Consider the following 15,490-nt stretch of genomic DNA (forward strand, 5'->3'; position numbering starts at 1 on the left):
ATATTTCCCCTCTCTCTATACCTCTTTAATATAATCTGCAGCACTTTCTCCTGCCATACGCCCAGAATTAACTGCAAAGCCCATGCTGTTACCAGGAAGAGTAAAGTTATAGCTGTCTCCATAAATAGTATTAGCATCAGTTCCTGCACTATAAAGTCCTTCAATTGGATTAAAGCTTTCATCTAAAACTTCACAGTATTTATTGATACGAACACCACCTATTGTTCCATAAGCTCCAAGGTAGAACTTTCCAACCAAATACTTCCCTTTTCCAGTAATAGGATGAAGATATGCTTGTTTTTTATGAAACTTAGTGTCTACTCCCGTTTCACAGGCTTCATTGTATTCATCAATAGTATCTTGTAATTTTTCGGCATCAATATTAAGCTTTTTAGCAAGCTCTTCTATTGTTTCTGCTTCGAAATATGCTTCATAACCCTGCTCCACTGCCTTATCAGCCTGTTCATCAAATGCAAGGAAAGCATCTGCTGGATGAACAATATCAAAAATATCTGGTCCATTCTTTTTATAATGTTTTAAAACACTTTCATCCATAATACAATAAGCATAGTTTCCCGGCTGCATTGCAATAGCATTCCCTGTAAATGTAGTATTACCCATGTCACCTTCATTCATAAATCTGTCACCAAGCTGATTGATTAAAAGATTTGGCTGACGCAAGACTGCATCTAATAAGAACCAGCTTAAATTATCAGGAAGCTGATAAATTGCCTCAATATTTTCTCCATATTTCATTGCACCTGCTTGCCACATCATTTTTAAGCCATCACCTGTAATTCCAGGAATCGTAAATGGGAAGTAATCTTCTCCAATTGTTAATCCAAATTCAGATTTTATCATGTCTTTATTATTTCCAAAGCCTCCAGTTGCTACAATAACAGCCTTTGCCCTAGCTTCAATGATATTTCCTTCACTATCCTCTGCTGTAACACCACATACTTTCCCATCTTCTTTTATTAAAGATACTACTGGTGTTCCTAGTAAAACTTCTGTTCCAAGTTCTTTTGCTCTTTCTGTCATAACTTTTACCATTCCACTAGCCGCACGAGGTCCAATAACTCCATTTTCAGGTTTAACTATATGCCAAGTTGCCTCAGATTCTTTAAAATAACGAAATGCTCCTGCAAATTCTACTCCCATATCCTGTAACCATTCGATAGTCTCTGCACTCTTATTAAAGTATGTTTGAACTAAGTCTTCATCTACACGATAATGAGTATATTTCATATGCATATCAAGAGCTTCTTCTACACTGATGTTATTAAAGCCATCTTTCTGAATTTTAGTATCTATTCCAAGTGGTCCCATACCCATGTTTGCTGCTCCACCTGTTGCACTGGATTTTTCAAAAAGAATAGATTTTAAATTGTTTTCTCCAGCTGTAATAGCTGCTGCAAGTCCTGCTGGGCCTCCTGCTGCGATTATAATATCTGTTTCCATCTTTTTCATAATAGTTCCCTCCTTAGACTTTTTAATCTTCGATATTTCCTTATGTTCTTCATTATTATCTTTTTTAAGAGGCATAACAAGCCTACTTCTATGCCTCTTTAAATTGTGCTGTTTTTTCTTTTCTGTTTCCTCTTCTACTAAATTTCTACTTCCTTTTATTCTTGTTAATTTTGTAGGCAGTTTAGGAGCTTTTCCATTTACCTTAACAATTGCATTATTAGGACATTCATCTATACATTTGCCGCATTTAGTGCAGTCAAATTCATCAATCATTGAAATATAACCCTTTTTTCCTTCAATACAATCCTCCGGACATACTTCCAGGCATTTTCCACATCCCTTGCATTTTGCGGGATCTACATATATATTGGTAAAAGCTAAACATTGACCAGCAGGACAGCCTCTCTTCTTAGTATGCTGCTCTACTTCTGATTTAAATTTTGCTATTGCACTTGCTGCTGGTTCTCCTGAACTTTTTCCTAATGAACAATTACATGAAAATTCCATTGCACTGGTTAGCTCTTCTACCATAGCAATATCATCTTTCTTTGATCTTCCTTTTGTCATGTCATCAAATATAACATCAAGTTGATATAATCCTTCACGGCAAAAAGTACATTTCCCGCAGCTCTGCTTTCTAAGATCTTCTAGCTCTTTTTTTGTCTTTTCTACTATGCAGTCATTTTCATAAATTATATGAATAACACCGCTTCCATAGGATTTCTCCTTTGTAATGTTATTATTTAATACTTCTAATCCATGAAAATGATGGTTAATCATAATCGATTTAATCTTAGCTGTATCTACCAAATCCGCAAGCTTTGTACCAAACTTAACTTCCTTAGGTACATCTTCATTGACTGATATGATAATTTCTGGTGATATTCCTGTAATTTTATCCGCAACTCCTGCTAAAGTCTCTAAATTAAAAATAACATGCTCTTTATGTGCTCTTACATCAACTATTTCGCTTGCTTCTACTCTAAGTTTTACTCCTGCTGTTTTTGCACCTGCTAATAATTCGGCTTCATTATCCGTATTGCGAAGTATCAATAGAGCTTCTTCTGCTCCTGCTGCCTTTACTAATACTGAAAGACCTGCTGCAAGTCCAGCTGGATTTGTTTTTGCCAAAATATTAAGCATTCCATCTGTATCAGAATTATTTAATGCCCCAACTATAATTTTGCAATTGGTTTTTTCCTCTATCATATCCAAAACTTTCATAGGTCTTGTGCCATAATCATACATTCCCTGTAAGCATGATAGTGCAGCTTCTTTTTCAATTTTTTCTGCCAATATAAGTGCCTTAGTATTATTAGTCAGCATTTTTATTCGCCTCCACTTCATTACTTATAGAATAATCGCTCCAAACACGATGCTTTGTAATATCGAATCTAAGGTCACACTGCAAACATCTTCCTGCCTCACTGCAAATATCATCACTGCAAAGCCCTTTGTTTACATTATTAAAATTATCTTTTCTCTCATCTGCTTGTACAATGTCCTCTTTTGCACGCTTTAGATAGCCAAATTTTTCTATTCTTCCAATGTTTGAAGTTTTTTTATCTTTAGGTGCTAATACCTCTGAAATATCTCCATCTCCACCAAGATATCGATCAATTTCACTGGCTGCATCTCTTCCTGCTGCAACTGCTCCAACTACAGTTTTAGTTCCATATACTGCGTCTCCGCAGGCAAAAATTCCTTCTACACTTGTCTTTGCACTTTTTCCTATTTCAACTGCAATAGAATTTCCACGTCCAAGCTTTAGTCCTGCTTCTTCACTTATTGCAGTTCTCTGCCCAACTGCAAATATAACAGTATCAGCATTAATAATGTGTTCTGAATCAGGTTCCTTTTCAATGATGGCTCTGCGGTTTTCATCAAAAGAAAAGTTCTTAACATTGCAAAAAGCAACACCAGTAACTTTATCATCACCAACAATTCTCTCAAAAGTTTGTCCGGGATGTACAAAAATGCCTTCTTCTCCAGCCTCTTTAATTTCCTCATCATCAGCTAGCATTACTTCACGCTTCTCTAGACATGCTAAATGAATTTCCTCTGCCCCAAGACGCTTAGCAGTTCTTGCACAATCAAAAGCAACATTTCCTCCGCCTAAAACAATAACATGTTTTCCAATTCCAGTATTTTCACCCATTGAAGCCTTTCGCAAAAATTCTGTATTAACTATAACTCCATCAAGTTCATTTCCTTCCATAGGAAGACGTACCCCCTTGTGAGTTCCTATAGCCATAAGTATTGCATCAAATTTCTTTAATAATCCTTTAGGCTCATCTACTCTAGTATTTACTTCAACCTTAACCCCAACTTCTTTAACGTAATTAGCTTCTTTGTCTACAATTTCACGAGGCAAACGATAGGCTGGAATTCCATACTGCATTTGTCCACCAAGCTTTGGATATGCTTCTTTCAAAACAACTTCATGTCCCTGCTTAGCCAAATAAAATGCCGCTGCAAGTCCAGCTGGACCACCTCCAACTACACAAACTTTTTTTCCTGTTGATGGAAGATGTTTGCTGTTTTTCTTCCATAATTTATTATTGTCATGTTCTGCAGCATATCTTTTAATATCACGAATAGACACAGCTTCATTGACCTCGCCTCGTCTGCATTTGCCTTCACATGGATGCGCACATACACGACCTAAACATTCTGGGAAAGGAAGTCTTTCATGTATAACTGCTGTAGCTTCAGCAAATTTACCTTCCTTTGTAAAACGCAAATATCTAGGTATATTCGTATGTACCGGACAGGTAGCTTCACATGGAATTAAAGTATCATGTTTCTCTATAGGAGAATAATTTAACATATCACGAATAGTTCCTGTTGGACAGACCTCTGCACATGCTCCACAAAAACGGCAATCTGAATCCTTTAGTAATTTATCATGAAGGGTTCCTACATATGTCTCCATATCTTTCTTATTGTACTTAAGAACTTTTGCTCCTCTCAAATCATTACAAGCACGCACACATCTTCCACATAATACGCAGCGATTCATATCATGAATTAAAAGAGGATTTTCTTCATTACTTTTAAATCCTTTTACTCTTGTCCTCATTCTTGCTGCAGATACTTCCATATACTGTATCAATGTCTGAAATTCACATCTTCCATATTTAGGGCAAGTTGAACAATCTTCTGGATGAGCTGCAAGTAATAATTCCATTGCAAGCTTTCTTAACCGATTAATTTTTTCACTTTTCGTACAGATATTTAAGCCATCCTCTGCTTTAAGTGTACAAGATGTAAAAACTCCTTCCTTTCCTTCTACTTCAACTACACATAAGCGACATGAACCAAGTTCTGGCAAGTCAGGATGATGGCATAAATGTGGAATATAAATTCCATTCTGAAGCGCAGCTTCCAAAACGTTTACACCTTCGGTAACTTCAAATTTCTTTCCATCTATTGTAATGCTAACCACTTGTCTACCACTTCCTTATTTAATTATAAAATCACAAAGTATTGTTATCCCTTTAACAATTATTATACATGTCTTTTCTTACCGATACTTCCTTCAAATGTTGAAAAATTCAATTAAAAAATCATTTTATTTCAGACATTTGTCTGAATATGAATTGAGAAAATTCTAAATAAAGTTTACAATATATATAAGAGTTATAAGAAGGGAGTTAATCAAAAGATGGATACTTATGATAAAAAACTTACTGAAATAAAAGACACTCTTTACAACTCACTTTTAAACAATGATGGCATAAAAGAAATATTAAAATTAGCTCATAATTACTTAAACAATTCTATTACTGTTTGTACTTCTAGTTACTCCGTAATAGAAAACTATCCTAAAAATGAATATATGGAATTGCTGGATAATAAAAATGGAACTCTATATTTACCATTAAATAACCTAAAAACCATGCAGGAAGAAAAACTTATGGACAGAATCTTTCAGACCCAAAATGCATTTTTCTTTGAATCTAAATATCCTAATTACCATATGATTTTTTGTCCCATACACATTAATAAATCAGTAATTGGCTATATTTGTGTGCGTGATACAACTAGAAATTTTTTAGATTTAGATCTTGAAATTGTAGATATTTTATCAGGAATTTTATCTTTAGAAATGCAAAAGTGTAATTTTTATTATGGAACTTATGAGGCTCAATTTGAATACCTTTTAAGTGATTTAATAGAAAAACCAATTGATAATCCTGAATATTTTAGGAATAGATTTGACCAGCTTGGGCATCCTCTTTGTTCTAATTTTTGGTTTCTAATAATTTCAAGTACTTACGAAAATGCACTTGTTTCTTCTAAAATAAACTATTTAAAAAGTCAGCTTCAGGTTATTTTCCCAACATATTTAGTAGCCTATTATAATGAGCATTTAACCGTGCTTATCAGTAAAAATTCAAATAAACCTTTTAGTGAATTAGAAGAATATAAACTTAAAAATTTTCTTCAATTTAACTGCTTCATTAGTTCTTTAAGTTATTGCTGCAGTAATCTTTCAGATCTTCGTGAGTATTATCATCAAGCATATAAATTAATAAATGCTTCAAATATAAAAAACTCATCTACAAAAGATAAGTCAATTATATATTATGAAAATAAAGTAACAGATTCAATACTATCATATTGCAACGATAGACATTTCTTACTTGCTGCAATTCATCCAGATATTCTTTTTCTTATAGATCACGACAAGAAATTCAAAAATGAATTGTTTTTGACTTTACATACATATTTAGAAGAAAACCGCAATGCAGTAAGAGCTTCAAAAGCACTTCACATCCATAAAAGTACATTTTTTTATAGACTAAATAAAATAACTGAATTACTTAATCTATCACTGGATAATTCTGAACGATTGTATAATTATGAACTTTCTTTTCACATTATTGATTACTTAAATATGTCCGAAATAAATTAATATATAACTACAACAAAAAGCTACTGCACTAATTTCTTAGTGCTGCAGCCACAATTTACTTATTTCAGCTCTTCTCCGTTGTTCATTATTACATCTTTATACCAGCAAAAACTCCTCTTTTTAATTCTCTTTAAATCCTTCAAATCAAATTCATCACGATTAACATACACAAAACCATTTTCCGTAACTATTAATGGCAAATTATATCTTTCATTTATTTCACGAAGTGTATTTTTAAAGCCTACAGGATCTATTTCCCATCCAAATTCAGCCTTTTCTAGATTAGAATTTTGTGCCCCCTTAAATACTCCTCCCTCTGCAAAAGCGCGCTGCTGATCTGCATTAGGTTTAAGATTTTTTGTAGTGACAGCGGAGAAAAATCATCCTTCCCTGTACTCTGTGCTCTGAGTCAACCTCCAGTTTGTAGGGATAATTTTGGTGTTAGTAATTTAAATATTTCAACTTGTTCATCTATACTATTAAATTTGTCTCCTTTAATTTTATACGCTTATAAAGTTATTGTAAATAAATTTAATAATATTGTAAAAACTATTGTCAAAGCGAATTGAAAGTGATATATTATTTATAGATAATAATTATTAATAAATAACTATTGTGTTTTTCTAATTATAGATATAATTCTCAATTATTGGAGTTGATATAATATGAAAAATGAAAAGAAATTAGATTTAGCCATAATTGGTGCTGGATCTGCCGGTCTTACAGCTGGTTTATATGCAGCACGTTCTAAACTTAATACTTTAATATTTGAAAATGGACTTATAGGAGGACAAATTAGAGAAACCTTTTCCGTTGAAAATTTTCCTGGTTTTAATTCCATTTCAGGTTCAGATCTAGCTGATAGAATGCAAGAGCAAACTATAAAATCAGGTGCAAATATAAATGAATTTGAAAATATAGAAAAAGTTAAACTATCTGATGATGAAAAAATAATAGAAACAGACAGTACAATATACAAAGCTAAATCTGTAATTATTGCAACTGGTTCCAAAAGTAAGAGGCTTCCAGTCCCAGAAGAGGAAAAGCTTCATGGTAAATGCATACATTATTGCGAATTATGCGATGGTGCAATGTATGAAGGAAAAGACATAATAGTTGTTGGTGGAGGAAATTCTGCTATAGATGCAGCACTATTCTTAACAAAATATGCAAAAAACATACTAGTTGTTCATCATTCAGAAAACCTAAAAGCACAAAAAATTAGTCAAGATGAATTATTTAAGCATAAAAATGTAGACTTATTATTAAATACTGAAATAACTCATGTAATCGGTGATAATGCAATTACAGAAATTATAGCCGAAAACAAGAAAACTGGTGAGACTAAATCTTTAAAAGCTGATGGTATTTTTGTATACGTAGGCAACAAGCCTCAAACAGATATTTTTAAAGATAGTTTAATTTTATCAGAATCTGGTTATATTAAAACAAACCAAAAGCTTGAAACTAACATTAAAGGTGTTTTTGCTGCTGGAGATGTTAGAGAAAAAGAAATAAGACAGCTTACTACTGCTGTTAATGATGGTTCTATTGCTGCATTAATGGCTGAAAAATATATAAAACAATTTTAATTCGAGGAGGAATTTATTATGGTAAAAGTATATTCTACACCAACTTGTCCTTGGTGCGTAAAAGCAAAATCATACTTAAAATCACAAAATATAGAATTTGAGGATTTAAATGTTCAAGAAGATTTAAAAGCAAGAGAAGAAATGCTTAATTTGTCTAAACAATCAGGTGTTCCCGTTATAAATGTTGATGGAAATATAGTTGTTGGTTTTGACAAACCTGCTATAGACAATTTATTATTAAACAAATAAAAGGAGGAATTTATATGAAAAAATACGTATGCGTAGTATGTGGATACATTTATGATCCAGCTGAAGGTGACCCGGATAACGGTGTACAGCCTGGAACATCTTTTGAAAATATACCTGATGATTGGACTTGTCCACTCTGTGGTGTTGGCAAAGACCAATTCGAAGAGGCTCAGGAGTAATATAGATAGACAAGAAGAGGGAAGGCTGAAATTGTTAATATTAAGTTCATCACGACAAACTGGAAGTTAGTGAAGTAACAATGCTTCGTTGCGTTAAAAAAATCCTATGAATCTAAGGTTCAAAAATTGTAAAATACTAAGATATTTCAATAACTCGCTATTGCTCAGACAGATTGAAATATCTAAGCATTTTACAATTTTTGAACCAAGATTTATTAGAATTTTTTTAAATCGTTCCTTCAGCATTGTTACTTCATTCCCACGGTAGTACAAGGAAAAAATTCCTCCGTTCCTACGGAATTTTGGATTAAATCTTTATAGTGCATTATTTGAAGAAATTATAATCATATTTATTGTAAAATCTCGTTAACAGTGTATTTTCGTAGAGAATCGGAGAAAAATATTCCTTATAAATTATAACTTAATATATTTATTGCAGCAGCTCCCTTAATTCTTATAATAAATATCCCCAAAGTACTCTTCTATATTTTTTCTACTTATGCCTAAGTTTACTTTTTTTCCACAAATATAAATTTCTAGCTTTCCCTTTAGCTCAATACTTACATCATATTTTAAACGCCTTTTGCCATATTCTAAAGCCATAAATTCATTTATAAATTTCTCTATATCCTTAGGCCTTTTTTCTAAAATAGATTTATTTAAAGAAACCTTAACCTCTTTCATTATCTTATATAGGTTTATTTGTCTCCACCTTATTCGCCTGTAATTCAAGTCCTTAAAAATCTGGAACCTATTTTTTCTTATAATAGGCACCCCATAAAGCTGTTTTTCAAGCTTTCTTACGGTGGAATTGTTACTATCAAATTTGCTCATAATAAATAAAGCTCCATAATCATATTCCGTTCTTATAATTCTGCCATAAATCTGCTTTAAATCTATAGATACTATTGGGAAATTCACTGCTGCATAAGCATTCCAATAGTTTTTACCTTTTTCAATACTTCTATCTATTAATGATTTATAAAAGGGTTCCTTGCCATTTATATTCGGAAGTTTATCTAAAACCACAGTTGCCATAGTATCACCTGGTATATCTATGCCTTCAAAAAATCCCTTTGAGCCTAGTAAAATATATCTTTCTTCTCTAGATTTCAATTTTTCTATATCTTTTTTGCTTTCAACAATGCTAATTCCCAGAGCCTTAAGCTTTTCCGCCGCCTTTTCTTTAAATAGTTTAAGCCTTTTTATGCTTGTAAAAAGTATAATGATATTTCCCTCTACATTATTTAAAAGTTCTAAAATAAAATCTTCCATTTCCTCTGAAAAAGCATCTACATCATTTGGATCCATTCCTTGCACTGCATAAATTGCACTTTTCTCTTTATATTTAAAAATTGGCTTTATAGGTGGCACTTCTACTATTTCCTTGTTTTCCGAGCTGGCAATGTTAATTCCCAAAGTGTTTCTCAAATTATTGTATCCCTTATTCGTACTTAAAGTAGCTGATAAAAACAAGCAGCTTTTAACTCCCTTTAGAACCTTTTCATAAAAAGCACCAGACACATCTAAAGGTATGCTTGATATTTTCCACCACTTAAAATTTCTATCCACTTCAAAATAAAAGCAATAATCCTCTTCCCTTTGAGTATGTACTTCCTCTAAAAGCCTAAGGTAATCATTCATGTTTTCTATCTTTTCTGTGAGTATTTTAAGTCTCTTATCCTTTTCTAAAGTAGATATATTTTTTAAAGCGGTAATTGCTTTTTCTAAATCTATATTTAAACTTGCTATATCCTCTTTAAGATAATCTAACTGCTCCATTATTCCCGCTATCTTGGGATTAAGCTTATTAAAACGCTCTTTAATATTGTACTCCCTGCTTATTCCACTGGTAGATACATAACTTTCAAAAACAGCTTTAATTCTTATAATTTGATTTTTACAGTTTTCTATATCACTCTCTATTTGGCTTAAAGGCAAGTTTTCCTTTTTAGTTCTCTTTGATAAATAATATAAATATCCACTTTTTCCTCTGCTATTATATATATCATCTAAAAATTTCTCAAACTCATAAGAAATCAAATTGCTTTCAAAAGTATCATAAGCTTCTTTAGTTAAATTATGTGCTTCATCCACCACAATATTTTGAAGTGGCGCAATATTTTGATAAGGCCACTTTAATAAAAGTGAATGATTTACTACAACTAGCTGAGCTTCTTTTAACGCCTCAACCTTTAAGGCATAATAGCATCTTTCTTTATATTTGCAGCTATCCACATCACAAAGCTCCGAATCACAAAAGCACTGTTCTAGTAACTTATTTAAATTAAATTTTTCTTTTATATCATCACTTATTTCTTCAATGTCCCCAATTTGCTTTTCCGTTAATAACCTTTTTAAGTACACATAACCAAGGAGAGTTTTCATATCATCTGGATATTCTATATCCTCAAACCTATCAAAACATAGATAATTGCCCTTTCCTTTTATCAAGGTATAGTTAACATCCCTTTTTAAATCCAGTGCTTCTAAAATATTGGGTATATCTTTATCTACAAGTTGACCTTGTAATCCCTTAGTATTTGTAGATAAAATCACTTTTTCTTGTTTAAGATATGTATAAATAATAGAAGGAAGCAAATACGCCATACTTTTTCCAAGACCCGTTGGTGCTTCCATTATTGTTATTTTTCCTTTTTCTAATCCTTCTCTTATGACCTTAGCTGCATCTCTCTGTTGTGGTCTTAAAGTATAGCTTCTTCCCCCACGTTTCCATATAGCTTCATTTTCAAAAAGCTTTTCGTAATCCTTAAGCGCAAAAACTGGATACGGCTCTCTTTTCTTATTTTCTAACACAACAGGTTTGTTATTAGCAAAACACTTCACATCATCCATATTCACGCTGGAAATATACTTATACCAGTTCCAATTTTCTAGTTCTAATAAATTTATAGGAATAGCATAACCATTTTCATAATAAAAGCGGCTTATAACATAATTAAGTACTTCTATCATTTCTTCTGAAACACTAATATATTCATCTTCTGGGACAAATTTATTCTTTAAATACTGAAGGTTAAACTCTTTAAGTTCCGGAAAAAGTATTGCTACAAGCTCTAATAAATCTAAAAATTCACCTTCAATATTAAGCTCGTCTTTTGAATTATAACAAACAAAAGAAAGACCTTCAGCGAAATTTTTAAGTTCTTCTTTAACTTTACTAAGTTCTAAAACTTTATTAAATTTAGTAACCACTCTATCCTTTATCTTAACAGCATCAACCGTTATAAGCTTGCTCTCATTTGCTGCTATTATATTTAAAAATACTAGATTGTTTAATATACTATATGGCTTCATAATTCACACATTCTTTTAGATGATTTATTTTCATCAATTGATGTTTCTAATTCCAACTTTCTTCACCTTTTCTTTTTTCGCTTCATATTCCATGTATTTTAAAAATAAAATTTCAATTAACATAAAATAAGATGTTACAGATTCAAAACTCAAGTCATTAAAAATTTTCGTAAAGATACCTTATGGTAATAAATTTAGCTTTACAAATAGTATAAAGTTACAAATACAGGCATAGTCACAATACACAATATTGTTGTCATGATATTAATTGCCCCTGCATATTCGGCATCCTTATTATATATCTGTGCAAACTGTGTCACAGTCGATGCGGCTGGAGTTGCAGTTGCTAAAAACGTAATAAGTAATATTTCTTTTCCATTATGTACTAAACTTGCTGCATTACTAAACTTTAATAACATTATTATAACAGCCGGACAAAAAATCATTCTAAAAAATGTTACTAAATAGATTTTTTTATGAACAAAAAATTGTTTAAAAGGCATTCCTGCAATTATCATACCAGTAACAAGCATAGCAACTGGTCCAATCATATCTCCAACAGAACTCATTGCTTCATGTATTATTCCGGGAAGTCTAACACCTGATATCAAGAGAAAAACCCCACAAAAAATTGAAAGCATATTTACATTTAAAATAATTTTACGAATATATAACTTTTCTTCTTTTGAAAACATTACTTTGCAATGCGTCCATAAAAAAACTAATTGTACTGATATGAATGCACTTGAATAAATAACCCATTTTGCCCCTAAAACTGATGTTACAATTGGAATAATAAGATTTCCAGCATTAGAATAAATTATAGAAGCAATTTCTACTTCCTCTAATTTAAATATATTTTTTATAAGGTATGCAATTATAATTAAAAGAATATGAATAATAACAGAAACTATAAGTGCCAATAGTAGCCCCTGCCGAACATCATTTTTAAAATCAACTTGAAAGGCATTAATTATAACACAAGGTGTAATAAGATAAAGTGATAATTTAGATAAAACAACACTCTCTTCCGATTTTACAACTTTCAATTTAACAAGTATATATCCTAAAAGCATAATAAAAAATAGCTGTACAATTTTACGTATTAACAATAAACTAATCATTATAAATTCCCCTAATCTTTCTCATATGTTCATATTTAATAGAATTTATGCGTTATATTTAAAATTGTACCAAATTAAATAAAAAAAGAAAACCTTATCGGTTCTCTTTTTTAATATCTATATTGTATCTACAGTCTCTACCCAACCGAAGATATCTTCCTCTTCGCCATACTGAATGTTTACAAGCTTATTATAAAGTTCTTCAGTTACCTTTCCCACCTCATTATCACCTGCATAAACTGTTTCACTTTTATAACACAAGCCACCAACAGGGGCTATAACTGCTGCAGTACCTGTTCCAAACATTTCTGTTATTTTCTTATTCTTAATTCCATCTATAACTTCATCTATAGATATATTTTTTTCTTCAACTTCGTATCCTAAATGTTCTGCTAATTTTATTACAGAATCTCTCGTTATACCAGGAAGTATTGAGCCCGTAAGCTTGGGTGTTACAAGCTTATTTCCATAAACAAAGAAAATATTCATAGAACCTGCTTCTTCTACATACTTATTTTCTTTAGCATCTAACCACAATACTTGAGAAAATCCTTTCTTTTCAGCCTTTAATCCTGCTAGAAGGCTTGCGGCGTAGTTTCCTCCTGTTTTTGCATCTCCAACTCCACCTACAACTGCACGAACAAGCTTATCCTCTACATACAAACTAACTGTATTAAATCCGCTGCTAAAATAAGCTCCAACTGCAGTTATAAAAACACAGAAATTATATTCTGGAGAAGGATGAACTCCTAAAGCTACTCCTGTCCCCATAAGAGTAGGTCTTATATAAAGAGATGTTCCTTTTTCTTTAGGAAGCCATCTTTTATCCATTTTTACAAGTTCCTTTACAGCATCCACAAAAACCTCTTCTGGAACTGGTGTCATACACAATCTTTCAGCAGACCTGTACATCCTCTTAGCATTATCAAAAGGTCTAAATAAAAGTACTCTTCCATCTTTTGAGTAGTACGCTTTCATACCCTCAAAAACTTCCTGAGAATATTGTATCACAACCGATGCTGGATCAAAGGTCATGGGTTCATATTTTGTAAGCTCTCCCTTTTCCCATCCATTTTCTTTTGTCCACTTCATATTAAACATATAATCAGTATAAATCTGACCAAATCCCAGACTGTCATAGTCTTTATACATTGGCTTTAATTCACTATCTGGAATTTCTTTTATTGAAAAATTCATTATATTCACTCCCATCACTATACTGCTTCTTCTTCACGTTCTTCAATTACATTTTCATTACTTCTGCTATAAATTTCACTAAATAAAAATCCTACAACTGTCCATCCAAGTACTATATAAGGGAAAATATTTATTGGATAACTTGGTACAGGATAAATGTTTGAATAGAATGCAAATGCAAGTCCAAGTAAACCTATAGTAGGAAGTATTAAATTATAAGTTTTCCAAATTCCCTTAGCTTTGAAGTATATTATCGCTCCAAGACATGTAAGCAAATAAGCTATTAAAAGACTTAAAGCACCAATGGTTCCCAAATAACCGTAAGTTGTTATTCCATCATTTTTAAACATTGCACAAATTATTCCAACTGCTGCAACTAACATAACATTTAATGCTATATATGGTGTACTGTGTTTATGATGAACATTCATAAATACGGATGGAATGTTTTTATCCCTACTCATTGTAAAAAGAGTTCTTGCGCCAGCCGTCAAAGAACCTAAAGCTGATGAAAAGGCTGATAAACTTGCTCCAAAGGTTAATAATATAGCAAAAGATTTTCCAATGTATTTTTGTGATAAATCTACAGTAGTTGAAGAAGATTTTGTAAGTGCTGCTAAACCACTTTTCGTAGCACCGAAGCCTATAACTTGAGCATAACTTACAAAGATGAAGAATATTCCAGTTACTATAACTGTACTTGCAAGCGCAAGCGGTATTACCTTTTTAGGATTCTTACTTTCTTCTCCTAAACTCGATGCTCCTTCAAAGCCGCCAAAACATAAAAGTGCAACAACTCCAGCACTACCTATAGTTCCAACGCTATTACCATTTAACTTAAAAGGTGCTAAATTTAATCCTGTTGTCATAGCAGCTTTTGCAACTATTACAACTGAAAGAACAAGTATCATTAATATTGTTATACCCTCAAATATAAGCATTACGCGTGTACTTATTGCAACTTCATTAATTGAAATATACCACATTCCTATAGCACATATTATTGCAACAGGCACCCATGGAAGTGTAACACCACTAATCTCCTTTATGAATTGCGCGAAAAGTCCAGCAAAGGCACAGCAACATCCAGTAAAAAACATAAAGTATGCCAAAAATAATATCCATCCTGAAGCTGTTCCAGCTCTTTTACCTAGAGATTTTTGCACAAAAGTATAAACAGAGCCTGCAGTTGAAATATACTGATTAAATTTCACAAATGCTAAAGCCACACATCCCATTATAAGTGTACTTACAAAGAAAACTAAACTAGTAGAGTACGAAGATATGCTCGCCATTAAAGATACATTCATAGACATAGCAAAGGTTGGTGCTATAATAGCAACCGATAATGCTATTACTTCAAGGTAATTTAATTGATTTTTTTTCAATTCATTTTTAGCCATTAAAATTTCCCCCTTTATCTTATTGTTTTCAATATCT

General features: G+C 32.0%; 10 protein-coding genes and 1 pseudogene. 4 read left to right on the forward strand and 7 right to left on the reverse strand.

What is annotated here, in order from left to right; all coding sequences use genetic code 11:
* Positions 1-15: 15 nt before the first annotated feature.
* Complete coding sequence (locus BEE63_RS22430; protein ID WP_081312444.1) at positions 16-2,796, reverse strand: FAD-binding protein; 2,781 nt, start codon at positions 2,794-2,796, stop codon at positions 16-18.
* Positions 2,786-4,918: an FAD-dependent oxidoreductase gene (locus BEE63_RS02475; RefSeq protein ID WP_066019878.1), complete on the reverse strand. Its 2,133-nt coding sequence runs from the start codon at positions 4,916-4,918 to the stop codon at positions 2,786-2,788. The genes BEE63_RS22430 and BEE63_RS02475 overlap by 11 nt, the downstream gene beginning before the upstream one ends.
* 219 nt (positions 4,919-5,137) lie before the next feature.
* Between BEE63_RS02475 and BEE63_RS02480 the strand changes: the two genes are divergently transcribed.
* The gene (locus BEE63_RS02480; RefSeq protein ID WP_066019879.1) at positions 5,138-6,391 is read left to right on the forward strand and encodes a PucR family transcriptional regulator; all 1,254 of its coding nucleotides are present in this window, start codon (positions 5,138-5,140) and stop codon (positions 6,389-6,391) included.
* Between the two features lie 59 nt (positions 6,392-6,450).
* On the opposite strand, the pseudogene BEE63_RS21135 reads toward BEE63_RS02480, so the two are convergent.
* A pseudogene (locus BEE63_RS21135) lies at positions 6,451-6,735 on the reverse strand (family 1 glycosylhydrolase); the annotation flags it as partial.
* A gap of 321 nt (positions 6,736-7,056) precedes the next feature.
* On the opposite strand from BEE63_RS21135, the gene trxB reads away from it, so the two are divergent.
* From trxB to rd, 3 genes are read left to right on the forward strand one after another with little or no spacing between them, the layout of a single operon-like run.
* A complete protein-coding gene (gene trxB, locus BEE63_RS02485; protein ID WP_066019880.1) occupies positions 7,057-7,983 on the forward strand; it encodes a thioredoxin-disulfide reductase in 927 nt (308 codons plus the stop codon).
* 18 nt (positions 7,984-8,001) lie between these two features.
* Positions 8,002-8,232, forward strand: a complete 231-nt coding sequence (locus BEE63_RS02490) for a glutaredoxin domain-containing protein (protein ID WP_066019881.1) — start codon at positions 8,002-8,004, stop codon at positions 8,230-8,232.
* A 14-nt stretch (positions 8,233-8,246) separates the two neighbouring features.
* Positions 8,247-8,411, forward strand: coding sequence for a rubredoxin (gene rd, locus BEE63_RS02495; RefSeq protein ID WP_066019882.1), 165 nt, complete (start codon positions 8,247-8,249; stop codon positions 8,409-8,411).
* 447 nt (positions 8,412-8,858) lie between these two features.
* Here rd and BEE63_RS02500 read toward each other — a convergent pair whose 3' ends face one another.
* The 4 genes from BEE63_RS02500 to BEE63_RS02515 all read right to left on the reverse strand — a co-directional run bounded on the left by BEE63_RS02500 (position 8,859) and on the right by BEE63_RS02515 (position 15,453).
* Entirely contained in the window at positions 8,859-11,729 is a 2,871-nt protein-coding gene (locus BEE63_RS02500) for an ATP-dependent DNA helicase (protein WP_066019883.1), read from the reverse strand.
* Between the two features lie 200 nt (positions 11,730-11,929).
* Positions 11,930-12,853 carry an AEC family transporter gene (locus BEE63_RS02505; RefSeq protein ID WP_066019884.1) on the reverse strand — a complete coding sequence of 308 codons (924 nt, stop codon included), beginning with the start codon at positions 12,851-12,853 and terminating at the stop codon, positions 11,930-11,932.
* A 117-nt stretch (positions 12,854-12,970) separates the two neighbouring features.
* Positions 12,971-14,050: a branched-chain amino acid aminotransferase gene (locus BEE63_RS02510; protein ID WP_066019885.1), complete on the reverse strand. Its 1,080-nt coding sequence runs from the start codon at positions 14,048-14,050 to the stop codon at positions 12,971-12,973.
* 17 nt (positions 14,051-14,067) lie between these two features.
* Positions 14,068-15,453, reverse strand: coding sequence for an APC family permease (locus BEE63_RS02515; RefSeq protein WP_066019886.1), 1,386 nt, complete (start codon positions 15,451-15,453; stop codon positions 14,068-14,070).
* Between the last annotated feature and the right edge of the window lie 37 nt (positions 15,454-15,490).

It is taken from the genome of Clostridium pasteurianum (assembly GCF_001705235.1).
GTDB classification, from domain to species: domain Bacteria; phylum Bacillota; class Clostridia; order Clostridiales; family Clostridiaceae; genus Clostridium_S; species Clostridium_S pasteurianum_A.

Coding starts and splice junctions, on each gene's coding strand:
- BEE63_RS22430 (WP_081312444.1), bottom strand. CDS start 2,796: ATGCTGACTAATAATACTAAGGCACTTATATTGGCAGAAAAAATTGAA.
- BEE63_RS02480 (WP_066019879.1), top strand. CDS start 5,138: ATGGATACTTATGATAAAAAACTTACTGAAATAAAAGACACTCTTTAC.
- trxB (WP_066019880.1), top strand. CDS start 7,057: ATGAAAAATGAAAAGAAATTAGATTTAGCCATAATTGGTGCTGGATCT.
- BEE63_RS02490 (WP_066019881.1), top strand. CDS start 8,002: ATGGTAAAAGTATATTCTACACCAACTTGTCCTTGGTGCGTAAAAGCA.
- rd (WP_066019882.1), top strand. CDS start 8,247: ATGAAAAAATACGTATGCGTAGTATGTGGATACATTTATGATCCAGCT.
- BEE63_RS02500 (WP_066019883.1), bottom strand. CDS start 11,729: ATGAAGCCATATAGTATATTAAACAATCTAGTATTTTTAAATATAATA.
- BEE63_RS02505 (WP_066019884.1), bottom strand. CDS start 12,853: ATGATTAGTTTATTGTTAATACGTAAAATTGTACAGCTATTTTTTATT.
- BEE63_RS02510 (WP_066019885.1), bottom strand. CDS start 14,050: ATGAATTTTTCAATAAAAGAAATTCCAGATAGTGAATTAAAGCCAATG.
- BEE63_RS02515 (WP_066019886.1), bottom strand. CDS start 15,453: ATGGCTAAAAATGAATTGAAAAAAAATCAATTAAATTACCTTGAAGTA.